Here is a 24,290-nt window from a genome sequence, read left to right as displayed (position 1 = left end):
CGCCATGGAAGAAAAGCTGCGCTTCGCCATCCGCGAAGGCGGCCGTACCGTCGGCGCCGGCATCGTAGCCTCGATCGTCGAGTAATCGACGGCGACTGAGCAATCAGAAGGCCTCGCGGGAAACCGCGGGGCCTTTTGCTTTTGGGCGAAGGCAGCCGAAAGCGGAATGTTTGGCAAGTCGGCGGTAGCGCGTCGCAATGCGCCGCCACTCCATGAACTTGGCGAACAGGTTTTCGGCCTTGTCGCGCTGCAGTGGAGGGTCGTGTCGTAGCGGAGGGCATCTTGCGGCTCTTCGATGACGGGACGCGCGGCTCGGGCTCACGGTGTCAGCGCTGTCGTATCCGCTATTGGCAATCAGGTACCGGCAGCAAGGCGTTGAGCGCGAGACACCCGTCTTCGCTCATCGGACCTCTGACAGTTCGGCCCGCCTTGGTTCACCCGCTATCGCGGAGCGCTACCCCAACCGCAACACCAGCACGCCGGCAGCGATCATGGCGCCGGCGATGTAGCGCCAGATGCTGGCCTTCTCCTTGAGGATCACCACGGAGATCAGCAGGGCGAACAGGATGGCTGTCTCGCGCAGCGCAGCGACCGTCGCGACGGGAGCCTTTGTCATCGCCCACAGGGCCAGGCCATAGGAGGCGATCGAGCCGCCGCCGCCAATCAGTCCGCGCTGCCAGTTGCGCCGGACGTGGTTCACCACGACATCGGTGCCGCGCTTGTAGATCGCCCAACTGAACAGGAGAACCGGCGGCAATAACGCCATCCACAACGTGTAGGAAATCGCATTGCCGGAAATGCGCGCGCCGGCGCCGTCGACAAATGTGTAGGAGGCGATGACACAGGCGTTGGCGAGTGCCAGCAGGAAGGCGTGGCGGCCGCCGTGGCGGGATTCGAAGGCGAGCGTCAGTACGCCGGCGGAAATGATCAGGATACCGGTCAGGGCACCGGCCGAGAGATGCTCGCCGAGCACCAGGCCGCTGGTCGAGGCGACGATCAGCGGTGCTGTCCCGCGCATCAGCGGATAGACAAGGCCGATGTCGCCGGCGCGATAAGCGGCGGCGACCAGCTGGAAGTAGGCGAACTGAAAGATCGCCGAGATTGCGATGAAGGGCCAGGCTGCGGGCCTGGGCAGCGGCACGAAGGGCAGAAAGGCGAGGCCGAATGCACCGGCCCCGAGGGCGATCATCGCTGCATCCAGTGACTTGTCGCTGCCCGCCTTGACCATCGCGTTCCATACGGCATGCAGGGCCGCGCCGAGCAGCACAAGCGCAATTACGTCAATCGGCACGGAGAACCTCGGTCTGTTCGGCTGGGCATCTAGGGGCGGGTGGTCGCCGAAATCTACCTGCCCTGATTTGGTTTGCAATGCGCTGAATTTGAGGAGGACCGAATTATTTCCACGCCGGATCGATAGAGCGCTGCTGCACGGCGATTTCGCGATTGTGGGCGAGATGACGTATAATGAATCTGTGTAACGGATCGGGAGTGCAGCTTGCCCTGTGCCCCAGCCGACGGAGGCGGCTTCGATGAACCACGATTGCTATCCCGGGACCTACATCTGCGGCATCCTTCGGTCGGTGCACACGATTGCCGTGGTTGGCGCGTCGCCCAACCAGTCTCGGCCGAGTCACGGCGTGATGAATTTTCTTCTTGGCAAAGGGTATCACGTCATCCCCGTCAATCCCGGCCATGCCGGAAAGACGATACTTGGCCAGACCGTGGTCGGCCACCTTGCCGACATCGACGAGCCGATCGACATGGTCGATGTCTTTCGGGCGTCGCCGCAGTTCTCCGCTGTCGTGGACGAAGTTCTGGCGCTCGATCCAAGACCCGCGGTGATTTGGGGTGAGTATGGTGTGCGCGATGACGCAGCGGCCGAGAAGGCCGAGGCCGTAGGCGTGCATGTCGTCATGGACCGCTCCCCGGTGACGGAATATCCGATGCTCGCGCGGACCCACGCCTGAGATCACCCTTGCCTTACGTCAATTGCATGTCTGCTGCATATTGACATGCGCCGCGGGCTCCTGCTGTTTGTCAATTCAGGAGGCGGCATGAAACACGACGGCTATGCGGACTACTATCTCGCGGACATCCTGCGGACGACCAGGGTCATCGCACTCGTCGGTGCATCTCCCAATCCGGAACGGCCGAGCAATCGCGTCATGGCCTTTCTGCTGCGCAAGGGCTATCGCGTGATCCCCGTCAATCCCGGCCAGGCGGACAGGGAGATCCATGGCCAGAAAGTCTACGCCCGTCTCGCCGATATTCCGGAGCCGATCGACATGGTCGACATCTTTCGCGCGGCGCCGGCCTTGCCCGGTGTCGTGGACGAGGTGCTTGCGGTATCCCCATTGCCGAAGGTGATCTGGGGACAGCTGTCCGTGCGCGATGACGCCGCTGCCGCCCGCGCGGAAGCTGCCGGGATCAGGGTTGTCATGGATCGCTGCCCCGCGATTGAGTATCCCCGGTTGATTGGCTAACGCTTTTTCCCGTTTGGCGTCGCGGCCGATCGAACTTGCCATCATATTGCTGTTTAACGGAAAATCTTCCTTTGACCGGCTTTGGCCGGTCTGGAATAGTGCCGTGCATTGCGCCGGCCCGTGTCGGCTCTCACCGCTTTGAATGTGCGTATGTTTCCCGCCTTTGAGCAGGGGCATGCCAAAGGGAGGTTTTCCATATGACGAAGAACAAGCCGGGTTTTGCAACCCTCGCCATCCATGCCGGTGCGGCGCCGGATCCGACGACCGGCGCGCGCACGACCCCGATCTATCAGACGACTAGCTTCGTCTTCAACGACGCCGACCACGCCGCCTCGCTCTTCGGCTTGCAGGCCTTCGGCAACATCTACACCCGGATCATGAACCCGACCCAGGCGGTGCTGGAGGAGCGGGTGGCAGCACTCGAGGGCGGGACGGCCGCGCTGGCGGTGGCTTCAGGTCACGCCGCGCAGCTGCTCGTGTTCCACACCCTGATGCGACCCGGAGACAACTTCGTCGCCGCACGCCGGCTCTATGGCGGTTCGATCAACCAGTTCGGCCATTCCTTCGCGAACTTCGACTGGCATGTCCGCTGGGCCGATACCGACAACCTTGAGAGCTTCGAAAGCCAAATCGACGACAAAACGAAGGCGATCTTCATCGAAAGCCTTGCCAACCCCGGTGGCACCTTCGTCGACATCGCCGCGATCGCCGCGATCGCCCACAAGCACGGCCTGCCGCTGATCGTCGACAACACCATGGCGACGCCTTATCTCGTGCGGCCGTTCGAGCACGGCGCCGACATCGTCGTCCATTCGTTGACGAAGTTTTTGGGCGGTCACGGCAACTCGATGGGCGGCATCATCGTCGACGGCGGTACCTTCGACTGGTCGGCGTCCGGCAAGTATCCGGCGCTCGCCGAGCCGCGGCCGGAATACGCCGGTGTGGTTCTGCACCAGACCTTCGGCAACTTCGCCTTCGCCATCGCCTGCCGGGTGCTGGGTCTGCGCGATCTGGGGCCGGCGATCTCGCCCTTCAACGCCTTCCAGATCCTGACCGGCATTGAGACACTGCCGCTGCGCATGCAGCGCCATTGCGACAACGCGCTCGCTGTCGCCAAGTGGCTGAAGGCGCAGGACAAGGTTTCCTGGGTCAACTATTCCGGCCTGGAAAGCGATCCCAACCACGCGCTGCAGACGCGCTATTCGCCCAAGGGCGCCGGCGCGGTCTTCACCTTCGGCCTGAAGGACGGTTACGAGGCGGGCAAGCGCTTCGTCGAGGGGCTGGAAATGCTCTCGCACCTCGCCAACATCGGCGACACGCGGTCGCTGGTGATCCATCCGGCCTCGACCACCCACCGCCAGCTCTCGCCGGAACAGCAGACCGCCGCCGGTGCCGGCCCGGATGTCGTGCGCCTGTCGATCGGCATCGAGGACGTCGCCGACATCATCGCCGACCTCGAGCAGTCGCTGGCGAAGGCGTAAGCGGCTGTTTCGCAGACCCAGCAAACATCCCGAGGACAGTTCGGTCTTCGGGGTGTGGAGGCTGAGCAGCAACGACGATCGGATATATTATGAGCAAGACCATCGGCTTCGATATCGCAGCCATCGAACCGGAGATCGGCCGTCCGGCCGAAGACCGTCTCATCTCCGGCAATCCGGAATTCCGCACCTGGAACCTCGAGGAGGCCGATGGCGGCATCTATTGCGGGGTCTGGGAATCGACGCCCGGCAAGTGGCGCATCCAGTACGACGAGTGGGAGTATTTCAACATTCTCTCCGGTCACTCGATCGTCACGTCCGACGACGGTGAGATAATCACTCTCAGGGCGGGCGATCGCCTGATCCTCCGGCCGGGCTTCAAGGGCACCTGGGAAGTCGTCGAGACGACCCGCAAGGACTATGTGATCCGCCTCTAAGGCAAGACGCGGACAGGGTCGAAACCAGAAAGCCGCACGCCGGCAAGGCGCGCGGCTTCCGACCCGTCACCACACCAGATCGAGCCGCTCCAGCCCGTGGAAGTGGTAGACGTCCTTGACGACCGGCGTTTCGGCAAGTCGCATGCCGCGCAGCCGCTGGAACAGGATCGGCAGCACGATGTTGAGCTCCAACCGTGCGAGCGGCGCGCCGATGCAGAAATGGATGCCGGCGCCGAAGGAAAGGTTCGGGCCCTCGTCACGGTCCGGCCGGAAGGTAAGGGGATCGCTGAACTTCTTCGGGTCGAGGTTCGCCGCCGCCAGGATCAGCGCGACCTTGTCGCCGCGCTTGAAGGGGGTGCCCTCGACCTCGACGTCCTCAAGCGCATAGCGCTCGAAGATGTGTACCGGCGCGCAGATGCGCAGGGCTTCCTCCACCGTCCGCTCCGTCGCCTTCTCGTCGGCGAACATGGCTTCCGGCGCAAGCCCGCTGTCGAGGATGCTGCGCACCGCATTGCCGATCTGGTGCACCGTCGCCTCGTGCCCGGCGTTCAGCAGCACGATCGTCGTCGAGATCAGCTCGTCCTCGGTGAGAAGCTGCCCCTTGTGCTCGGTGTGGATCATGTGCGTCAGAAGATCGTCGCGCGGATTGGCGCGGCGCTCGGCGATGACGGAACGCACGTAGTCGGCAAATTCCGCCGCCGCCCTGTCGGCGGCATGCTCGTCGGCCTCGGTGCGGCCGAACATGTACATGCGCACATAGGCATGCGACCACTTCAAAAGCTGCGGTCCCATTTCGTCGGGAATGCCGATCATCCGCGCGATCATCGTCACCGGCACGATGTCGGCGAAGGCCGACAACAGTTCCACCTTGCCGTCCTTCTCGAAGCCGTCGATCAGCCGGTTGGTGAGGTCGGTGATCTCCGGCCGCAGCCGATCGATCTGGCGGGAGACGAAGGCGCGGTTGACGAGGGTGCGAAGCCGCGTGTGCTCCGGCGGTTCGAGCTCCAGCAGCGACCAGGCCTCCGCGGCGTCGAAATGGGTCAGATGCGGGGCCGGTTCGGGCATGCCGAGCTCCTCGCGGCTCGCCACGTGCAGGATCTGTCGGCCAAAGCGGCGGTCGCGCAGAAGCGCATTCACCTGGTCGTAGCCGGTGAAGTACCACTGCTTCTGCTCCTCCCACCAGAAGGTTGGAGCGTGCGCGTGAAGCGCCGCATAGACCGGGTTCGGATCGCGATAGAAGGCGGGATCGCGGGCGTCGAGGGAAACGCGGCGGGCGGCGGCGTCGATGGAGAGGAAGGGGAATTGCTTAATCATGCGGGAGATCTAGCGGATTTCGACGGTTCGCAACAGTGCGCCATTGCACGGCAAGGGGGATTGTGCATAGCGCGAGCGATCGCGCGCATCGCCTGTCTCGGATTGACACTGGCGTGCATCCGGCAGCTGGACGAGCACCGTTACATCAGAGTGTTCTTATGAATCCTGCCATCTTTCATGATGACGGCCAGGTTCTTGTCGGGATCGCTCAGGAGGTGGATATCCTCCAGCGGGTTGCCGTCGACCACGAGCATATCCGCGAATGCTCCGGCCTCGATCACACCTAGCTTGCCGTCATAGGGATTGCGCGGACCGGACAAACCCAGGAGTTCCGCATTCGTCGACGTGGCGATCGTCAGGATTTCCGCGTTTGAGTACCAGCGGCTGAGGTGGGTGAGCATGATTCCCTGCCGCGCCGTCACTGCCGGAGAGAACAGCATGTCGGAACCCCAGGCGGTCTTGATGCCGTGCTTGCGGGCGAGTTCGTAGGTAATCGGAGTGCCGGCGATGACCTGCTGCATCCGCGCGGCCGATGGGCCGGTGAGGGGCACGGAGTCTTCAGCGGAGAGGAACGGTTGGGTGCTGAGCCAGATTCCCCGGTCGGCCATCATTGCTGCTGTGTCTTCATCGATCAGGTGCGCGTGCTCGATGCAGGCCGCACCGGCCGAAATGGCGCGTTGGATAGTGTTCGGCGCATAGGCGTGGACGGTCACATAGGTGTTCCAATCCCGTGCGACGGCCACGGCGGCGCCAAGATCCTGTTCGCTGAATGTCGTCATGTCGAGCGGACTGCGTGGCGACGACACGCCTCCGCCGCCCACGACCTTGATCTGCGAGGCGCCCTGCAGCAATTGCTCGCGAACGCGCATTTGCACCTCACCGACGCTGTCTGCGATCATGGCGCCACCCGCCTGTTCCATGATGCTGAGTTGCCCCGGCTTGCGCGGTATTTCAGTCAGAGAACGCAAATCGCCATGGCCGCCGGAGGTCGTGATAAACGCCCCGGAAGGGTAGATGCGTGGGCCGGGGATCGTGCCGTTGTCGATCGCCCGCTTGAACGTAAAGACGGGGCCACCGAGATCGCGCACCGTCGTGAAGCCACGCATCAGCGTGCGTTCCGCTTCCGCCGTCGAGGCCGTGAAGATCAGGCCGGGATCGCCTGACGTTGCATCGACCAACGGAACAGCCGCAAAGATAGTATGCCAGTGCATGTCGATCAAACCCGGCATGAGGGTCCGACCGCCGCAATCGATAGCCGTAGCGTCGAATGGCGGCGGGCTGTTGCTTTTGTCGATCGCGGCAATCCTGCTGCCCTCGACAAGGACCTGGGCGTTGGGTTGAATGGCAGCCGACTTGCCATCGAACAATGCGACCTGCCTGAGGAGAACCTTCGACGGTTTTTCGGTTGTCTGTGCCAGGCCCAGTTGCGGGACGCCCATCAACAGGCTCGCTCCGATACCTGACAAAAGACCACGTCGAGTCAGGTTTTCAAGGCGCCGGGATGCCTGCTGTACCTGTGGTGATAGGCAGCTGCAGCCACCGTCGTGAACCAGATGCTGGTACTTTCCGCCCAGGCGCATCATTGCGGACTCTCCTTCTGCGGATTGATTTCGATGCTACATCGGCAGGTAAGGAAGCATGCAACTAACAGGGGTAGTGTGGCCAAGAAGCGGTCGGTTGTCCAGCGAGCGTGGGTCAGAAGGCTGCTGCTGCCATTGGACTGGCGTGAAGCGGGACCACTGAAAATCTGCTCACTTCCCGATCGCCGCGCCCTCGCGGCGCGGATCCGCGCTGCCCTTCAGGCCGTCGGCCGTGATCTCGATGGCCTGGAGCCCGGAATTCAACTCGCCAACCTTCACTTCATAGCCCAGGTCCTGAAGCGGCTTCGCAAGCTTCTCCGCTGCCGTGCCCGCCTCGATTTCGAAGGTGCCGAAACGATTGAGGAGGTGCGGCATCGAGACGATCTGGCCGACATCCATGCCCCAGTCGATATAGGCGATCAGCGCCTGAGTGACGTAGCCGATGATTTGGCTACCGCCAGGCGACCCGATCGCAAGCAGCGGCTTGCCGCCCTTCATCACGATCGTCGGTGCCATCGACGAACGCGGCCGCTTGCCCGGTTCGACGCGGTTGGCGATCGGAACGCCCTTGTCGTGCGTCTCGAAGGAAAAGTCGGTCAACTCGTTGTTCAGCAGGAAGCCGTTCGTCATCAGTCGTGAGCCGAAGCCGTTTTCTATTGTCGTCGTCATGGAAACGACATTGCCTTTCTGGTCGACGATGACGAAGTGGCTCGTCGATGGAAGTTCGAGCGAAGCGTCGCGGCCGAACAGGAGAGCATGATCCCATTCCGGCTCGCCGGCCGTCACCGCGTCTTTGCCGAGCGCCCGCTCGCCGTCGAGCAGGGCCGCGCGTTTGCCGAGATATTCTTTCTCGACAAGCCCCTTGATCGGCGCGGGCACGTAGTCCGTGTCCGCGAGATAACGGCCGCGGTCGGCGAAGGCGAGGCGCTGGGCGTCGCCGATGATCCGCCAGTTTTGCGGGCTGTCGCTGCCAAGCCCCTTGATGTCGAAATTCTCGATCATGCCGAGCGTCTGGCCGACCGCGACGGCACCGGAGGAGGGCGGACCCATGCCGCAAACCTCCAGGGCCCGGTAGGCGATGCAGACGGGAGACCGCTCGCGAACGCGATAAATGGCAAGGTCGTCCAGCGTCAGAACGCCCGGGTTCTTTGCTGCCATCCGTACCGTATCGACGATCGCTTCGGCGATTGGACCGGTGTAAAAGGCGTCCGCTCCGTTCCTGGCAATCTCCCGCAACGTTTCGGCGTAGTCCGGGTTCTTCAGGATCGTTCCGGCCTTCAGCGGTGCCCCGGCGGCGTCGAAGAAGTACGCTTTGGTTTTCTCGTAGGTCTTCAGTTTGTCGCCCTCTGAGGCAATCAGCGCGGCCAGGCGCGGCGAAACGGCGAATCCGGCGTCGGCGAGGGCGGCGGCGGGTTCGAACAACGTCTTCCAGTCGAGTGCGCCGTAGCGATTGTGAGCCTCCTGCAGGAGCCTGACGGTGCCGGGTGTTCCGACCGACCGGCCGCCGACGACGGCGTCGAAGAATTCGAGCGGTTGGCCGTCCTTGTCGAGAAAGAGCTGCGGTGTCGCCCGTTGTGGCGCCGTCTCGCGCCCGTCGAGCGTCGTCAGGCGCTTCTTTCCTGCATCGTAATAGACGAGGAAAGCGCCGCCGCCGAGGCCGGAAGATTGCGGCTCGACCAGGCCGAGGATCGTCTGCACGACCACGGCCGCGTCGATGGCGCTGCCGCCCTGCGCGAGGATCTCCGCACCGGTCGCCGCAGCGACCGGATTGGCTGCTGCCACCATGTAGGACTTGGCTGTGACGACCTTCGCCGTCGCAGTCTTTGTTGCCTGTTCCGGTGCCGTGCTATCGGAGGCCTGCTGTGATCGGGCGGGGAGGCAAAGCAGCAGAACGGCGGCCATTGCGCATGCGAAAATCTTCACCTGCATGAGATGCCTCCCTCGAAATGGCCGCAATACTATGAACGGTGGGTTCCGGGGTGGCAATCGCCAAACGCACCGGAGCAGGGCTGTGGGTTCATGCTTCCTTTACGCTCATGACCCATTGCGTTGTGGATATCGGACGCAGGGCTTCGCCGGTTAACCGCAATCTGGCATTGACCACCGCCAAAGTTCCTGCGTGTCTTGAAGTGGGGCACCCGGAAGCTTTATGTAGGGAATATGAAAACTGTTGATTCCCGGCGCTTCGCAAGGGTTTCGGGTCACACTGAAAAGGGTTGATATGAGAAATCCCGTTGATACCGCCCTGGGCCTCGTGCCGATGGTTGTCGAGCAGACCAATCGCGGCGAGCGCTCCTACGACATCTTTTCGCGCCTCTTGAAGGAGCGCATCATCTTCATGACCGGCCCGGTCGAAGATTCCATGGCGACGCTCGTCTGCGCGCAACTCCTTTTCCTCGAGGCAGAAAACCCGAAAAAGGAAATCGCGCTCTACATCAACTCGCCGGGCGGCGTCGTCACATCCGGCATGGCGATCTACGACACGATGCAGTTCATCAAGCCGGCCGTCTCTACGCTCTGCATCGGCCAGGCCGCGTCCATGGGTTCGCTGCTGCTCGCCGCGGGCCACAAGGACATGCGCTTCGCCACGCCGAACGCGCGCATCATGGTCCACCAGCCATCCGGCGGTTTCCAGGGGCAGGCGTCCGATATCGAGCGCCATGCCAAGGACATCATCAAAATGAAGCGGCGCCTGAACGAAGTCTACGTCAAGCACTGCGGGCGGACTTACGAAGAAGTCGAGCAGACGCTGGACCGCGACCACTTCATGAGCGCGGACGAGGCCCTGGACTGGGGTCTGGTCGACAAGGTGATCACGACTCGCGAGGCGATCGAAGGCTCGCAAGGCGACTGATTTCAAAGGCTTGGGGCGCGGGTAACGGCGGTTGACACATTTGTAATCGTCCATGGGCTTTATCCGCACGCCAAAGACGTTAATAATGGCCGTTAATGCTATGTTGGTTCGACGTCATCTAGCATGCGGTTTGGTGGGGGATTCGTTGCGACCGGTCGGGGTGTGTTCTCCAGACCGGCCAGTACCCCAAAGAGCCTTGATGGACCGGCGGTACAGGTCGGGCCCTCCGGGTGGGTTGAGTGGTTCGCGCAGCCTGAGCGGCGTGTGCGGGATGCCGGAAGGAAAGTGATATGAGCAAGGTCAGCGGCAGCAACGGCGGCGACTCCAAGAACACTCTCTATTGTTCATTCTGCGGCAAGAGCCAGCATGAGGTTCGCAAGCTGATTGCGGGACCGACTGTGTTCATCTGCGATGAATGCGTCGAATTGTGCATGGACATCATCCGCGAGGAGAACAAGACTTCGATGGTGAAGTCCCGCGACGGCGTGCCCACGCCGCAGGACATCATCAAGGTCCTCGACGAATATGTCATCGGCCAGCAGCAGGCCAAGCGCATCCTCTCGGTCGCCGTCCACAACCACTACAAGCGCCTGGCGCACGCCGCCAAGGGCTCGGATGTCGAACTGGCGAAGTCGAACATCATGCTCGTCGGCCCGACCGGCTGCGGCAAGACCTACCTTGCCCAGACGCTGGCCCGCATCATCGATGTGCCCTTCACGATGGCCGACGCGACGACGCTGACCGAAGCCGGCTATGTCGGCGAGGACGTCGAGAACATCATCCTGAAGCTCCTGCAGGCGGCCGACTACAACGTCGAGCGCGCGCAGCGCGGCATCGTCTATATCGACGAAGTCGACAAGATTTCGCGCAAGTCCGACAATCCGTCGATCACCCGCGACGTATCGGGCGAGGGTGTGCAGCAGGCGCTCCTGAAGATCATGGAAGGCACGGTCGCTTCCGTTCCGCCGCAGGGCGGTCGCAAGCACCCGCAGCAGGAATTCCTCCAGGTCGACACGACCAACATCCTGTTCATCTGCGGCGGCGCCTTTGCCGGCCTCGACAAGATCATCTCCGCCCGTGGCGAGAAGACCTCGATCGGCTTTGGCGCGACCGTGCGTTCGCCGGAAGATCGCCGCGTCGGCGAAGTCCTGCGCGACCTCGAGCCGGAGGATCTCGTCAAGTTCGGCCTGATCCCGGAATTCATCGGTCGTCTGCCGGTGCTGGCGACGCTCGAGGATCTCGACGAGGATGCACTGATCCAGATCCTGTCCGAGCCGAAGAACGCGCTGATCAAGCAGTATCAGCGGCTGTTCGAGATGGAGGACGTGGAACTGACCTTCCACGAGGACGCGCTGCGCGAGATCGCCCGCAAGGCGATCGTGCGCAAGACCGGCGCCCGCGGCCTGCGCTCGATCATGGAGAAGATCCTGCTCGACACGATGTTCGAGTTGCCGACGCTCGAAGGCGTGCGTGAAGTCGTCATTTCGGACGAGGTCGTCAAGGGTTCGGCTCGCCCGCTCTACATCTATTCGGAACGCTCGGAGGAGAAGGCGAACGTGTCCGCCTGACGCGCTGCCGTGACCTGTGCAAGGCCCGCCCCAGGTGGGCCTTCGCCATATCATCGGCCGCGTGTCGCGCTGCTGCGGTGCCCGTAAATGGTGGTCAAGCGCGCAACCCAGTTCGGCTTCGCTGGGTTGCGGAGACGGTGAGTATCCTTGTGATCGGGGTGCATGTAAGCCCCGCGATAGGTCCTGAGCTAAACTTTGGTTCTCTTGAGCAGTCTGTCCGAGGCGACTCCCCGCGGGCTTGAAAAGTAGTTTACGGTACTCCACTTGTGGATGGAAAAAGTAGGCCGGATTTTAAGCGCAACAGGGCGCCCGGCATCAGCTCCCGGCAACGGGAAGTTGGAAAGGACATGACATGACGAAGAAAACGTCTGGCGCGCAGGAAAACATGGCATACCCGGTTCTGCCGCTGCGCGATATCGTGGTGTTCCCACACATGATCGTGCCGCTGTTTGTCGGCCGCGAGAAGTCCATCCGTGCGCTGGAAGAGGTAATGGGTACGGACAAGCAGATCATGCTTGCCACCCAGATCAACGCTGGTGACGACGATCCGGAACCCGACGCGATTTACAAGGTCGGTACGGTTGCCAATGTCTTGCAGCTGCTCAAGCTTCCCGACGGTACCGTAAAGGTGCTGGTGGAGGGGCGTGCCCGCGCCGAGATCGAAAATTACACCGATCGCGACGAATTCTACGAGGCTATGGCGCACGTTCTGCCCGAGCCGGAAGAAGATGCCGTCGAGATCGAGGCGCTGTCGCGCTCGGTCGTTTCCGAGTTCGAAAATTACGTAAAGCTCAACAAGAAGATTTCGCCGGAAGTCGTTGGCGCCGCGAGCCAGATCGAGGACTATTCGAAGCTGGCCGACACGGTCGCCTCGCACCTCTCCATCAAGATCGTCGAGAAGCAGGAAATGCTCGAGACGACGAGCGTCAAGCTGCGCCTTGAAAAGGCGCTCGGCTTCATGGAAGGCGAGATCTCCGTCCTGCAGGTCGAAAAGCGCATCCGCTCGCGCGTCAAGCGCCAGATGGAGAAGACCCAGCGCGAGTACTATCTGAACGAGCAGATGAAGGCGATCCAGAAGGAACTCGGCGACGGCGAGGACGGCCGCGACGAGATGGCCGAACTGGAAGAGAAGATCTCGAAGGTCAAGCTGTCGAAGGAGGCACGCGAGAAGGCGGACGCCGAGCTGAAGAAGCTGCGGCAGATGAGCCCGATGTCGGCGGAAGCGACCGTCGTGCGCAACTACCTTGACTGGCTGACCGGGATTCCCTGGAACAAGAAGTCCAAGGTCAAGGCGGACTTGAACAATGCGGAGAAGATCCTGGACGAGGACCATTTCGGCCTCGACAAGGTCAAGGAGCGCATCGTCGAGTATCTGGCCGTGCAGGCGCGCTCGAACAAGATCAAGGGCCCGATCCTGTGCCTCGTCGGTCCTCCGGGCGTCGGCAAAACCTCGCTTGCCAAGTCGATCGCCAAGGCTACGGGACGCGAGTACGTCCGCATGGCGCTGGGCGGCGTGCGCGACGAGGCCGAGATCCGCGGCCACCGCCGCACCTATATCGGCTCGATGCCCGGCAAGGTCATCCAGTCGATGAAGAAAGCGAAGAAGTCCAACCCGCTCTTCCTGTTCGACGAGATCGACAAGATGGGCATGGACTTCCGCGGCGATCCATCGTCGGCTCTGCTCGAGGTGCTGGATCCGGAACAGAACTCGACCTTCATGGATCACTACCTCGAGGTCGAGTACGACCTGTCGAGCGTGATGTTCGTGACCACGGCAAACACGCTGAACATTCCGGCGCCGCTGATGGACCGCATGGAAGTGATCCGCATCGCCGGCTACACCGAGGACGAGAAGCGCGAAATCGCCAAGCGTCACCTGCTGCCGAAGGCGATCCGCGATCACGCGCTGCAGGAGAAGGAATTCTCCGTCACCGACGGTGCGCTGATGGCGATAATCCAGCAGTACACCCGCGAGGCCGGTGTGCGTAACTTCGAGCGCGAACTGATGAAGCTCGCGCGCAAGGCGGTGACCGAGATCATCAAGGGCAAGGCCACGAAGGTCGAGGTGACGGCGGACAACATCCACGACTTCCTCGGCGTGCCGCGCTTCCGCCACGGCGAAGCCGAGCGCGAGGATCAGGTGGGTGTCGTCACGGGGCTCGCCTGGACCGAGGTCGGCGGCGAGCTGCTGACGATCGAAGGCGTGAGCCTGCCGGGCGGCAAGGGGCGCATGACGGTCACGGGCAACCTGAAGGACGTCATGAAGGAATCGATTTCGGCGGCGGCATCCTACGTCCGCTCGCGCGCTATCGATTTCGGTATCGAGCCGCCGCGCTTCGACAAGACCGATATCCACGTGCACGTGCCGGAAGGCGCGACGCCGAAGGATGGTCCGTCGGCCGGTATCGCCATGGCGACCGCCATCGTCTCCATCATGACCGGCATTCCGGTCTCGAAGGATATTGCGATGACGGGCGAGGTGACGCTGCGCGGTCGGGTCCTTCCGATCGGTGGTCTCAAGGAGAAGCTGCTTGCAGCGCTTCGCGGCGGCATCAAGAAGGTGCTGATCCCGGAAGAAAACGCCAAGGACCTGGCGGAGATCCCGGACAACGTGAAGAACAACATGGAGATCATTCCGGTTTCGCGCATGGGCGAGGTGATCGAACACGCGCTGGTCCGCAAGCCGGAACCGATCGAATGGGATCCGTCGATGGTTGAATCGAAGCCGGTTGCAACCGTCGAATCGGTCGACGAAACCGGGGCTGCGGTCGCCCACTGAGGGTAAACGAAGCCTTAAAATCTGCCCTTTGCAGGGCAGAAACGCAAAAGGTCGGCGGCAACGCCGGCCTTTTTCGTTGAAAAAGGCTGTGAAAAGCCCGGAATTTCAACGTTTGTGGACGAAACCCCGTTGCGGCGGCAAGGTCGATGCGTATTCTGCCCCCGACTTATGTATGAGTCGTTTCGAACCGTATGAAAGGGGTGGAAACATGAACAAGAACGAACTCGTCTCCGCAGTTGCAGAGAAGTCCGGCCTGTCGAAGACGGATGCCGCGTCGGCTATCGACGCCGTATTCGAGACGATCCAGGGCGAACTGAAGAACGGCGGCGACGTTCGCCTCGTCGGTTTTGGCAATTTCTCCGTATCGCGTCGCGAAGCCTCGAAGGGCCGTAACCTTTCGACCGGCGCGGAGATCGACATTCCTGCCCGCAACGTGCCGAAGTTCTCGGCCGGTAAGGGCCTGAAGGACGCCGTAAACGGCTGATCGGGTGCGCCGGACGGCCAGTCACGATGACGGCCGTCCAGGTTGGTCGAGGGGTTCGGTTCAAGCCGGACCCTTTCGCATTTCCGGGGTCTTGCAGGCTCCGGCGGATTGCTCTACGGGTGCGTCGTTCTCAGGGCGGGGTGAAAGTCCCCACCGGCGGTAAGGGTACTAGCCCAAGCCCGCGAGCGCCTTTCCATCCATCGGAAAGGGTCAGCAGATCCGGTGCGAATCCGGAGCCGACGGTTACAGTCCGGATGAAAGAGAATGATTGCGTCACGAAGGGCAGGGGCTGCCCGTCGTCTCGCCTTCATGCGTCCTGATTTGTGTTGGTCTCTGTGTTCGGGATGCATGACATGAATCAGACTTTTCGCGGCCTGCCGTTTTCCCGGGCCATGGCCGGTGCCGCCTTCATGGTCCTTGCCGGTATCGCTTTTGCCGTCCTCAATGTCGTCACGCAGTGGCTGACGATGAAGGTCGGCTTTCCCTCCGCGTCCGCAGCTTTCTGGCAATATGCCTTCGCACTCGTTTTCTCCCTACCTTTCCTGCGTCGGGCCGGGCTGGCGGCGATGCGCACTGCCCATCCCTGGCGGCATGTCGTTCGAGTTGCGTTTGCCGCCTTCGGCGTCGGTGCCTGGGTCGCCGGACTGGCCTCCGTCCCGATCTGGCAGGCCATCGCGCTGGTAATGACGTCGCCGTTCTTCATCATCCTCGGTGCGCGTCTTTTCCTCCGTGAACATGTCGGTCCCGGCCGATGGGCCGCCACAGCCATCGGTTTTGCCGGCGCCATGATCATCCTTCAGCCGTGGACGGACGAGTTCACCTGGGCGGCGCTTCTGCCGATACTTTCGGCGTTGTTGTGGGGCGTGTCTTCGCTGATCACCAAGAGCCTGACCGCAATCGAGCGCCCCGAAACCATCACCATCTGGCTTCTGGTGCTGTTGACGCCGATCAACGGCGCACTGGCGTTCGCCGCCGGTTTTGCGGTGCCAAGCGGCGTGGCGCTCGCCCTGTTCGTTTTTGCCGGCGTGCTGACGGTCTTGGCACAGTATCTGCTCACGCTCGCCTATACGGTGGCCGATGCGGCTTACGTTCAGCCGTTCGACGATCTGAAGCTGCCGCTCAACGTTTTCGCCGGCTGGCTGGTCTTCGGCTACGCGCCGGCCGGTTACCTCTGGCTGGGGGCCACGCTGATCCTCGGTGCATCGCTCTTCATCATGCGCAGCGAAATGCGGCGGGAGAGAATGGCGACCGAGACCCGCGGCTTGAGAGGATAGGCCGTGCAAATGGAGGACGCTGTCATGCGCCTGTCATCCCCATCGCGCAGAACCGCATCTATCGCGTGTTCGACACATGGGGAAAATTTGATGACCAACCGATCACTGGGTACGGTGCTCACCGCCGTACTTCTCGCATCCGTTGCCTTTCCGGCCGCTGCCGAACCGGTCTTCAACCGGATTGCCTCGTTCGCCGTGGCCGACAACATGCCCGACGGTGTGGATCCCAAGGCGCCGACCTCGTCGGAAATCATCACGGCAACGGCAGATGGCAACACGCTGGTCTATTCCGACAGCCCGATGAGCGCGGTCGGCTTCATCGACATAACCGAGCCGAAGGCACCGAAGGCTGCCGGCACGGTCGCCTTCGAGGGCGAGCCCACCTCGGTTACCGTCGTTGGCGGCAAGGCGTTGGTCGCGGTCAACACTCGCGAGAGCTTCGTCAAGCCATCCGGGCTGCTGGCGACCGTCGACATTGCGACGCGAAAGACGGAAGCGACCTGCGATCTCGGCGGCCAGCCGGATTCGATCGCCATCAACAGGGACGGCACGCTTGCTGCAATCGCCATCGAGAACGAGCGCGATGAGGACCTGAACGACGGCGCGCTGCCGCAGATGCCGGCTGGCGATCTGGTGATCCTGTCGCTGAAGGACGGCGTGCCGGATTGCGCGACGGTCAAGCACGTCACGCTGACCGGGCTCGCCGAAATCGCCGGCGATGACCCGGAGCCGGAATTCGTTTCCTTCAATGGCCAGGACGAGATCGCCCTGACCCTGCAGGAGAACAACCACATCGTCATTATCGACGCCAAGAGTGGTACCGTGAAGGGCCACTTTTCGGCCGGCTCGGTTGACCTGAAGAACATCGACACCAAGAAGGATGGCGCCATTTCCTTCACCGGCAAGAAGGACGGACAGAAGCGCGAGCCGGACGCTGTGAAGTGGCTGGACGACAACCGATTGGTGGTTGCCAACGAAGGGGACTACGAAGGCGGCAGTCGCGGCTTCACGATCTTCGACAAGACCGGCAAGGTCCTCTACGAAAGCGGTCCCTCATTCGAGTACGCGATCGCTGCGATCGGCCACTATCCGGACAAGCGCAACTCCAAGGGTATCGAGCCGGAGGGGCTGGAAGCGGCGACGTTCGGCAATGACAACCTCTTCTTCGTGCTTTCCGAACGCGCCTCGATCGTCGCGGTCTACAAGGACACTGACGCGGAGCCCGAACTGCTGCAGCTTCTGCCGTCGGGCATCGGTCCGGAAGGCGCGGTCGCCATTCCCGGCCGCAACCTGTTCGTGACGGCAAACGAGACCGATCTCGTCGAGGACGGCGGCGCCCGTTCGCACGTGATGATCTACGAGCGCGCGGAAGGCGTAGCGGCCTATCCGCAAATCAGGTCGGCGGACAAGGATGGTTTGCCGGTTGGTTTTGGCGCGCTGTCCGGCCTGGCTGCGGTGCCAGGCGAGCCCGGAAAGCTCTATGCCGTCAGCGATTCCGTCTATTCGTCCGATCCGGCGATCTTCACGATTGACGCAACGCAGACGCCGGCGCTGATCACCGACAAGCTCACCATCACTCGTGACGGCGCCCCGGCGCAAAAGCTCGACATCGAAGGTGTCGCCAATGACGGGGAGGGCGGTTTCTGGCTCGCCTCCGAAGGCGATGCCGACAAGCTCTATGCGAACGCGCTGCTGCGCGTGAACAAGAAGGGCGAGATCAAGAAGGAAATTGCGATCCCTACCGAGCTCCGCGCAGGTGAGACCCGCTTCGGCTTCGAGGGCATCACCAGCGTCGGCGAGGGTGACGACATGGTGCTGTGGATGGCGGTGCAGCGCGAATGGAAGGATGACGAGAAGGGCTTCGTCAAGCTCGTCTCCTACAAGCCCTCGACCGAAGAATGGGGCGCCGTCCGCTATCCGCTGGAGCAGGCGGGCAAGGGCTGGGTCGGCCTGTCGGAAATCACTGTCAACGGCGACTATGCCTATGTCATCGAGCGCGACAACCTGATCGGCAAGGAAGCAAAGCTGAAGAAGCTCTTCCGGGTTGCCTTGTCGGACCTGAAGCCTGCCAAGTTGGGTGAGGCGCTACCGATCGTCAAGAAGGAAGAGGTGCGGGACTTTATTCCTGATCTCAGGGCGCTGAACGGCTATGTCGTCGACAAGGTCGAGGGCTTTACGGTCGACGCGGCCGGCAATGGCTATGTCGTGACCGACAACGACGGCGTCGATGGTTCCTCGGGCGAGACGCTGTTCTTCGGCATCGGCCCGATGAACGCGATGTAATGGCACCAAGAACACAAAGGCCGGGAGCGGGGCTCCCGGCCTTTGTATTTCGGATGACGGCGTCGCAACAGTTTGCCTGAGCGGCCCTAGAGCGGCGGCCCCGTTTCAGTCCATGGCGCGCGTCTCTGGCAGGTTGAATCTGGCCTCGTCCCGTTCGCGCTGGAGTTCCAGCGTTCGCGTGCTGAGGCATTCGAGAATTTCGGCGAGCTGAGCCTTCTGGCCCTCTTCCAGGATGTCGAAGATCGCCTTCACGACCTTCTCTTTGGGCTCCAGGGCGGCGTTTATGACGGCGCGCCCCGTTTCCGTGATGGAAACGATCTTCGCACGACGGTCCCTTGGATCGGGTTCGCGCAAAACCAGCTTGTCGCGCTCCAGCCCGTCGATCGCTTCGGTTACGGTCCGCGGCGCGAAACCGAGCGTCGCGGCGATATCTGTCGAGCGCTGCGGCCCCTCGCAGGAAAGCAAAAACAGGAACTTGCTGCGGGCAAGCGACACGCCTTCATCCATCATGGCCTCGTTCACGAGACGGCTGACCTGATGGTAGAGCTTGAACATGCCCTGCGCGAGTTCGATCGTGTCATTCATGAGATGGAATATATAGGTATATTGAGGGACCATGTCAAAAGAATTGCCACGGGGCGTCTGGTTTCAACGCTAACGTTGAACAAAGCGCGCTAACCCATGCTGCTGACAGTATTGAGCAGCGTATAACCTGAGGATCCGCCCTTTCGAGCATTGACCCGACAACACACGCGGGGGAATGTCGGGCATGCCCTTCCGCTTCGTCCACACCGCCGATCTTCATCTCGATTCGCCGATTGCCTCGCTGGCCCTGCGCAACGAAGAACTGGCGACGCTTGTGCGCGGTGCGACACGACGGACGCTGGAGCGGATCGTCGACCTGAGCATCTGCGAGCAGGTCGACGCTCTCCTGATCGCCGGCGATCTGTATGACGGCTCGCAGACCTCCATGACGACGGCACTCTTTCTCGTGGCCCAGATGCGGCGCCTGGAGGCGGCCGGGGTGCGCGTCTTCGTCATCCGTGGAAATCACGACGCGCAGTCGCAGATCACCCGCGAATTGACCTTTCCGGACAACGTCCACGTCTTCGACGGGCGTGGCCGGACGGTAAAGGCCGGTGCCCTGGCGAACGGCCGCGAGATCCATGTGCACGGCGTCAGCTTTGGACAGCCGCACGCGTCGGCGAGCCTGCTGCCGAGCTTCAAGGCACCGGTGCCGGACGCCGTCAACATCGGCATGCTGCACACCAGCCTTGCCGGTTCGAGCCGGCACGACAACTACGCTCCCGCAGGCGTTGCCGATCTTGCGGGCCACGGTTTCGACTACTGGGCACTTGGGCATATCCATCAGCGCGCCGTCCACGGCGACCACCCGATGATCGTCATGCCGGGCATTCCCCAGGGCCGCGACATCAACGAGGCGGGTGCGAAGTCCGTCACCCTTGTCACGATCGATGACGACGGTAGCTTCTCGGCCGACGAGCATTTCCTGGCGATTGCGGCATTCGAGCGCGTTTCGATCGATCTCGCCGGTGCCGAGGAATGGCCGTCGATGCTTCGCAGCGTCCGGGTCGCTCTGGAGCAAGCCAAGGCGGAAGCCCGTGCGGACCATCTCGTCTGCCGGGTCACCCTTCTCGGCGCCACCCCGCTCGGCTGGCGTCTGCGCCGCGACCACGACCTGCTGGCTGCCGAGCTGCAGTCGGTTGCCGAAAGCGTCGGCAACTGCTGGATCGAAGCCGCCGAGGTTGCCGTCGTTTCGCCGCAGGTCGACGACGCGCAGCAAGGCTTTGGCGCGCTCGCCGAACTGGCCGTGCTCGTCGAACGCGAAATCCTGCCTTCGCATGCCTACCGGGAGGAACTGCGCGAGACGTTGACGGGTCTCATGTCGCAGTTGCCGCGCGAGGTTCGCGATCTTCTCGGGGCCGACGAGGCGGCTGAATCGGCGCTGCTGGCGCATGCGGCCGAGCGCGGCGTGGCGGAGATCCTGCCCCGGTTGGCAGCGGTCCGCGAAGGAGACGGTGCCTGATGCGTCTCAACCGGCTGGACCTTTCCCGCTACGGCAAGTTTACCGACAAGCAGCTCGATTTCGGTGCGCCCCAATCCGGGGAGCCCGATTTTCACCTCGTCTACGGCCCGAACGAGGCCGGCAAGTCGACGCTTTTTTCCGCCTATCTCGACCTGCTCTTTGGCATCGAGCCGCAGAGCGCCTACGACTTCCTCCATCCGTATGCGACGATGCGGATCGGCGGCAGTATCGCGATTGGGTCCGAGGACCAGGAGATCGTCCGGCTGAAGCGACGCCAGGGTTCGCTGGTCGGACCGGACGATCGAATTCTGCCGGAGGCGCTGTTTGCGCCGGTTCTCGGCGCCATGGATCGCCAGGCGTACAGGATGATGTTCTCGCTTGATGACGACAGCATCGAGCGCGGCGGCGAAGGCATCCTCAAGAGCGAGGGCGAACTCGGCGCGCTGCTGTTTTCCGCAAATTCAGGCCTCTCGGACATCGGGCAGGCACTGGACCGGCTGAAGGCCGAAGCGGACGCATTCTTCCGTCCGCAGGCGCGCAAACACGACGTCGCGACGAGAAAGGCCGAGATCGAGGCGCTGCGCGAGGAGCGCAAGGCGCTTGACGTCGCCGCCCGGGACTATGGAGTGCTGACGCGCGAGCTGGCGGCATCCACCGAACGCTACGAAGCCGCGCAACTGGCGCGCGCGCAGACCGATGCGGCGATCAAGGCCCTGGAGCGACGGCTTGCGGCAATGCCGCACCTCGTGCGGCTGAGGGATATTCGGGCTCGCCTTGCTGAATTCGATGGCGGAGAGGCGCCGCCCAAGGAGTGGACCGCGCTCGTTGGCCAGCTCCTGCGGGATGGGGTGGAACTGTCCGCCCGAAGGGATCGGCTGACCGCAGAGCGGGAGCAGCGCCGCGCGGAACTCAACGATATCGTTTCCGATCCCGCAGTGCTCGCCGCTGAAGGGACGATCGCGTCGCTTGCCGGCTCGGCACTGGAGGCACGCTACCGCACGGCGCAAATGGACCTGGCGGGGCGCATCGCCGAACGCGACCGGGTCGATGCCGAGATTGCCGAAAAGTGGGTCCTGCTCGGGCTGCCGGCCGGCATCGACGCGCTGTCGCTGGTGCTTTCGCCGGACAGGGCCGAGGCGCTTTCCGAGCTGCTCGCGCGGCGGTCCGGGCTGGAAGAGCGCGTCACGGCAGCACTGCGCGAAACCGAGGAAGCCATGCGTGCCCGCGAAGATGCGCGTGCGACCGCGGCCACGCTTGAGGGCGCGGAGTCACATCCGGGCGTCGACGACGATCGCACCATGCTGATGGGATTGGTGCGAACGGCCAAGCTCAACGCGCTGTCGACGCGGTTGCGGGATGCCGAGCGAGATGTGGCCGTCGCTCAGGCTACCTTAGGGGGCAACCTGGGACAGTTGTCGCCGTGGAGGGGCGATATTGAGGTGCTCAGGGCGCTGGACGTCCCCGGCAGGGAGGCGCTCGAAACCCTCAGGCAGGCGGCGCGACGTCATGGCGATGCTGCGATGAAAGCCGCTGAACTGGCGCGTGCCGTGACGCAGGAACTTGCCGTCCAGCGCGCAGGGGTCGAACGGCTGCGCGAGAGCGGGGCGCTGGTCGGCGACGATGAGGCGACCACGCTGCGCGCGTCGCGTGATGCGGCCTGGAACGCGCACCGCGCGGCGCTCGATGTGGTGACGGCCGATCGGTTCGAGGACGCGCTGCGGAAGGACGACGTTGCCGTTGCGCTACGGCTCGCGCAGGCGGAGCGCCTGTCGGAATTGCGCCTGACCGAGCGGGCGATGGCGGAAAACGAGGCCCGGCTGGAGGTGCTGCGCACCGACCTCGGTGATGTCCGCGACGAGGCGGATGCGCTCGCCGAACGGATCGGGGCTATCGCTGCGCAGCTGGGATGGCCGGACGTCCGGCATCGCGGCGGCAACGCAGTAGGCGAGGCTGCCGTCCACGTCCTGCCGCGCCGTCCGGCCGTCGTCGCTGCCGCATCGCTGAGCGCTGCGGCTTCACCGGTTGCTGCCGTTTGCGAGACGGATGCCGACCTCGACGAGGCGCTCGACATGGAGGCGATCGCTGTCACGCTCGAGTGGTCGCATGCGAAGCTGGAAGCCATTGAAGCCTGGCTCGGCCGCCGCACTTCGGCAATCGCTGCCGCCGACCTTCTTGCGGAGCGTGTTGCCGCCTTTGCCGTCGCCCGGCGCGAGGCGACCGAATTGGCGGTACGCCTATCGCAGATGCTCGCTCAGCCAGAGCCGCCCGATCCAACCGCTGCCGACATCGATGTGCTTCTGGTGCGGGCGGAAGATCACGCGACCGCGCTGGGCGAAGGTCTTGCGCGACGCAAAAATGCGCTGGAGGTGCTGGCGCAGGCGGAGGCGCGATGTTCCGAGCGGGAGGCTGTTCGGCAAAGGGCCGAGGTGGAGATCGAGGCTTGGTCAGCGGCGTGGGAAACGGCCTGCGCGGATACCTGGCTTTCCAGTGGCGGCGTCGCGCTCGACGCTTCGCGGGCGGGCGCCCTGTTGCCAGTCGTTCACGCCGTCGCGCGGCTTGTCGATTCGCGGCGCGATCTCGATCGCCGGATCGATGGCATGCGCCGCGACCAGGCGGATTATGGCCGCATGGCGGACGAGCTTGCCGATGCGCTGGGCGAGGATCGCCCAGCGGATCCGTTGGCGCTGGTGCTGGCGCTGGCAAACCGTCTGCGGGCAGCCACGGAAGCGGAGGCCCGCCGCCAGCGTCTCCAGGCTGATCTCGAACGGCTTGAGCGGGAGGGAGACGAGCTCGGTCATCGTTTGGCGATCCACGAGCAGCGCGCGAAAGAAATCTGCACGGCGCTCAACTGCGAAACGCTGACGGAGGCGTCCTATGCCTTGGACCAGTATCGCAAGCGCGAAGACCTGCGCGAGCGCGCCGACGAGGCTGCGCATGATCTGGCACGCAGCATGCTGACGCCGACGGCGGACGCGGCGGAAGCGGAGCTTGCGGCAACTGACGAGGCCGGAATCCTTTCGGAACTTGGCCTCCTCCGGTCGGTGCACGAGGATCAGGACCGCGAAGTCCGCGACCTGCACACGGCAAGGACAAAGGCGGCTGACGCGCTGGCTGCGATCGGCGGGGATGGCAGGGTGGCCGCGCTCGAGGAGCGGCGCCGCACGCTGATCATCGACCTCGCCGACCGGGCAAAGGGCTATCTCACCGCCCGGGCGGGCATTGCGGCTGCCGATGCCGCACTGCGGCTCTATCGCGAGCGGCACCGCAGCGCGATGATGCGCCATGCCTCCAACGCGTTCTGCACGATCACGGGCGGCGAATACAGCGGCTTGTCCACGGTCATGGAGAAGGAGCAGGAGGTGCTTGTTGCTACCGCTGCCGCCGGAGGCACGAAGCTCGCGCGCGAGCTTTCCAAGGGGACGCGCTTCCAGCTCTATCTTGCATTGCGGGTCGCCGGCTACCACGAGGTCGCTGCCAATCGCGAAATTCTGCCCTTCATCGCCGACGACATCATGGAAACCTTCGACGACGGCCGTTCGCTAAATGCGTTCCGCTTGATGGCGGACATGTCTGAGGTCGGGCAGGTCATCTACCTGACGCACCACCAGCACCTGCGTGACATCGCGCGACAAGCATGCCCCGACGTGGTCATCCACGATCTCTAGGGTGGGCAACCGACGCGGGAAATGGCGCGATCACCGGTCCAAAA

The 24,290-nt window shown here is 63.2% G+C and carries 17 protein-coding genes, 1 pseudogene and 1 riboswitch; of the genes and pseudogenes, 13 read left to right on the top strand and 5 right to left on the bottom strand.

What is annotated here, in order from left to right:
* Window positions 1–85, top strand: a pseudogene (locus J2Y48_RS21610) (elongation factor Tu); the annotation flags it as partial.
* Between the two features lie 369 nt (window positions 86–454).
* Here J2Y48_RS21610 and J2Y48_RS21605 read toward each other — a convergent pair.
* Window positions 455–1,291 (bottom strand): EamA family transporter, encoded by an 837-nt coding sequence (locus tag J2Y48_RS21605; protein WP_310422361.1) that lies wholly within the window; start codon window positions 1,289–1,291, stop codon window positions 455–457.
* A 238-nt stretch (window positions 1,292–1,529) separates the two neighbouring features.
* Between J2Y48_RS21605 and J2Y48_RS21600 the strand changes: the two genes are divergently transcribed.
* The 4 genes from J2Y48_RS21600 (at window position 1,530) to J2Y48_RS21585 (ending at window position 4,398) form a co-directional block, all read left to right on the top strand.
* The gene (locus J2Y48_RS21600; RefSeq protein ID WP_310422358.1) at window positions 1,530–1,967 is read left to right on the top strand and encodes a CoA-binding protein; all 438 of its coding nucleotides are present in this window, start codon (window positions 1,530–1,532) and stop codon (window positions 1,965–1,967) included.
* 87 nt (window positions 1,968–2,054) lie between these two features.
* Complete coding sequence (locus J2Y48_RS21595) at window positions 2,055–2,483, top strand: CoA-binding protein (protein WP_310422355.1); 429 nt, start codon at window positions 2,055–2,057, stop codon at window positions 2,481–2,483.
* A 197-nt stretch (window positions 2,484–2,680) separates the two neighbouring features.
* A complete protein-coding gene (locus J2Y48_RS21590) occupies window positions 2,681–3,964 on the top strand; it encodes an O-acetylhomoserine aminocarboxypropyltransferase (protein WP_310422352.1) in 1,284 nt (427 codons plus the stop codon).
* 89 nt (window positions 3,965–4,053) lie between these two features.
* A complete protein-coding gene (locus tag J2Y48_RS21585) occupies window positions 4,054–4,398 on the top strand; it encodes a cupin domain-containing protein (protein WP_310422349.1) in 345 nt (114 codons plus the stop codon).
* A gap of 66 nt (window positions 4,399–4,464) precedes the next feature.
* Here J2Y48_RS21585 and J2Y48_RS21580 read toward each other — a convergent pair whose 3' ends face one another.
* From J2Y48_RS21580 to ggt, 3 genes are all read right to left on the bottom strand, one after another.
* Window positions 4,465–5,712 carry a cytochrome P450 gene (locus tag J2Y48_RS21580; protein ID WP_310422345.1) on the bottom strand — a complete coding sequence of 416 codons (1,248 nt, stop codon included), beginning with the start codon at window positions 5,710–5,712 and terminating at the stop codon, window positions 4,465–4,467.
* A 140-nt stretch (window positions 5,713–5,852) separates the two neighbouring features.
* Window positions 5,853–7,295 carry an amidohydrolase family protein gene (locus tag J2Y48_RS21575; RefSeq protein ID WP_310422340.1) on the bottom strand — a complete coding sequence of 481 codons (1,443 nt, stop codon included), beginning with the start codon at window positions 7,293–7,295 and terminating at the stop codon, window positions 5,853–5,855.
* A gap of 168 nt (window positions 7,296–7,463) precedes the next feature.
* Window positions 7,464–9,194: a gamma-glutamyltransferase gene (gene ggt, locus J2Y48_RS21570; RefSeq protein WP_405030279.1), complete on the bottom strand. Its 1,731-nt coding sequence runs from the start codon at window positions 9,192–9,194 to the stop codon at window positions 7,464–7,466.
* A gap of 319 nt (window positions 9,195–9,513) precedes the next feature.
* Between ggt and J2Y48_RS21565 the strand changes: the two genes are divergently transcribed.
* The 6 genes from J2Y48_RS21565 to J2Y48_RS21540 all read left to right on the top strand — a co-directional run bounded on the left by J2Y48_RS21565 (window position 9,514) and on the right by J2Y48_RS21540 (window position 18,534).
* The gene (locus tag J2Y48_RS21565; RefSeq protein ID WP_310422333.1) at window positions 9,514–10,146 is read left to right on the top strand and encodes an ATP-dependent Clp protease proteolytic subunit; all 633 of its coding nucleotides are present in this window, start codon (window positions 9,514–9,516) and stop codon (window positions 10,144–10,146) included.
* A 290-nt stretch (window positions 10,147–10,436) separates the two neighbouring features.
* Window positions 10,437–11,714, top strand: a complete 1,278-nt coding sequence (clpX, locus tag J2Y48_RS21560; protein ID WP_192243843.1) for an ATP-dependent Clp protease ATP-binding subunit ClpX — start codon at window positions 10,437–10,439, stop codon at window positions 11,712–11,714.
* A 352-nt stretch (window positions 11,715–12,066) separates the two neighbouring features.
* Window positions 12,067–14,493 (top strand): endopeptidase La, encoded by a 2,427-nt coding sequence (gene lon / locus J2Y48_RS21555; RefSeq protein WP_310422329.1) that lies wholly within the window; start codon window positions 12,067–12,069, stop codon window positions 14,491–14,493.
* A gap of 208 nt (window positions 14,494–14,701) precedes the next feature.
* Window positions 14,702–14,977: a DNA-binding protein HupB gene (gene hupB, locus J2Y48_RS21550; protein WP_310422326.1), complete on the top strand. Its 276-nt coding sequence runs from the start codon at window positions 14,702–14,704 to the stop codon at window positions 14,975–14,977.
* Between the two features lie 122 nt (window positions 14,978–15,099).
* Window positions 15,100–15,247, top strand: a riboswitch (FMN riboswitch).
* A gap of 83 nt (window positions 15,248–15,330) precedes the next feature.
* A complete protein-coding gene (locus tag J2Y48_RS21545; protein ID WP_310422323.1) occupies window positions 15,331–16,251 on the top strand; it encodes a DMT family transporter in 921 nt (306 codons plus the stop codon).
* Window positions 16,252–16,341: 90 nt separating this feature from the next.
* Window positions 16,342–18,534 (top strand): esterase-like activity of phytase family protein, encoded by a 2,193-nt coding sequence (locus tag J2Y48_RS21540; RefSeq protein WP_310422320.1) that lies wholly within the window; start codon window positions 16,342–16,344, stop codon window positions 18,532–18,534.
* A 105-nt stretch (window positions 18,535–18,639) separates the two neighbouring features.
* Here J2Y48_RS21540 and J2Y48_RS21535 read toward each other — a convergent pair whose 3' ends face one another.
* Entirely contained in the window at window positions 18,640–19,119 is a 480-nt protein-coding gene (locus J2Y48_RS21535; RefSeq protein WP_310422377.1) for a MarR family transcriptional regulator, read from the bottom strand.
* Window positions 19,120–19,303: 184 nt separating this feature from the next.
* Between J2Y48_RS21535 and J2Y48_RS21530 the strand changes: the two genes are divergently transcribed.
* Together J2Y48_RS21530 and J2Y48_RS21525 are read left to right on the top strand one after the other, a co-directional pair.
* Window positions 19,304–20,581: a DNA repair exonuclease gene (locus J2Y48_RS21530; protein ID WP_310422318.1), complete on the top strand. Its 1,278-nt coding sequence runs from the start codon at window positions 19,304–19,306 to the stop codon at window positions 20,579–20,581.
* Entirely contained in the window at window positions 20,581–24,246 is a 3,666-nt protein-coding gene (locus J2Y48_RS21525; RefSeq protein ID WP_310422315.1) for an AAA family ATPase, read from the top strand. The genes J2Y48_RS21530 and J2Y48_RS21525 overlap by 1 nt, the downstream gene beginning before the upstream one ends.
* Window positions 24,247–24,290: the final 44 nt, after the last annotated feature.

It is taken from the genome of Mycoplana sp. BE70, assembly GCF_031455855.1.
Taxonomy (GTDB): domain Bacteria; phylum Pseudomonadota; class Alphaproteobacteria; order Rhizobiales; family Rhizobiaceae; genus Mycoplana.
This window is presented reverse-complemented; position numbering and strand designations above follow the sequence as displayed.

Bases quoted from the DNA above. Each gene is read 5' to 3' on its own strand.
- J2Y48_RS21580 (WP_310422345.1), bottom strand. From the start codon at position 5,712: ATGATTAAGCAATTCCCCTTCCTCTCCATCGACGCCGCCGCCCGCCGC.
- lon (WP_310422329.1), top strand. From the start codon at position 12,067: ATGACGAAGAAAACGTCTGGCGCGCAGGAAAACATGGCATACCCGGTT.
- J2Y48_RS21540 (WP_310422320.1), top strand. From the start codon at position 16,342: ATGACCAACCGATCACTGGGTACGGTGCTCACCGCCGTACTTCTCGCA.
- hupB (WP_310422326.1), top strand. From the start codon at position 14,702: ATGAACAAGAACGAACTCGTCTCCGCAGTTGCAGAGAAGTCCGGCCTG.
- J2Y48_RS21545 (WP_310422323.1), top strand. From the start codon at position 15,331: ATGAATCAGACTTTTCGCGGCCTGCCGTTTTCCCGGGCCATGGCCGGT.
- ggt (WP_405030279.1), bottom strand. From the start codon at position 9,194: ATGGCCGCCGTTCTGCTGCTTTGCCTCCCCGCCCGATCACAGCAGGCC.
- clpX (WP_192243843.1), top strand. From the start codon at position 10,437: ATGAGCAAGGTCAGCGGCAGCAACGGCGGCGACTCCAAGAACACTCTC.
- J2Y48_RS21595 (WP_310422355.1), top strand. From the start codon at position 2,055: ATGAAACACGACGGCTATGCGGACTACTATCTCGCGGACATCCTGCGG.
- J2Y48_RS21525 (WP_310422315.1), top strand. From the start codon at position 20,581: ATGCGTCTCAACCGGCTGGACCTTTCCCGCTACGGCAAGTTTACCGAC.
- J2Y48_RS21535 (WP_310422377.1), bottom strand. From the start codon at position 19,119: ATGAATGACACGATCGAACTCGCGCAGGGCATGTTCAAGCTCTACCAT.
- J2Y48_RS21585 (WP_310422349.1), top strand. From the start codon at position 4,054: ATGAGCAAGACCATCGGCTTCGATATCGCAGCCATCGAACCGGAGATC.
- J2Y48_RS21530 (WP_310422318.1), top strand. From the start codon at position 19,304: ATGCCCTTCCGCTTCGTCCACACCGCCGATCTTCATCTCGATTCGCCG.
- J2Y48_RS21600 (WP_310422358.1), top strand. From the start codon at position 1,530: ATGAACCACGATTGCTATCCCGGGACCTACATCTGCGGCATCCTTCGG.
- J2Y48_RS21565 (WP_310422333.1), top strand. From the start codon at position 9,514: ATGAGAAATCCCGTTGATACCGCCCTGGGCCTCGTGCCGATGGTTGTC.
- J2Y48_RS21590 (WP_310422352.1), top strand. From the start codon at position 2,681: ATGACGAAGAACAAGCCGGGTTTTGCAACCCTCGCCATCCATGCCGGT.
- J2Y48_RS21575 (WP_310422340.1), bottom strand. From the start codon at position 7,295: ATGATGCGCCTGGGCGGAAAGTACCAGCATCTGGTTCACGACGGTGGC.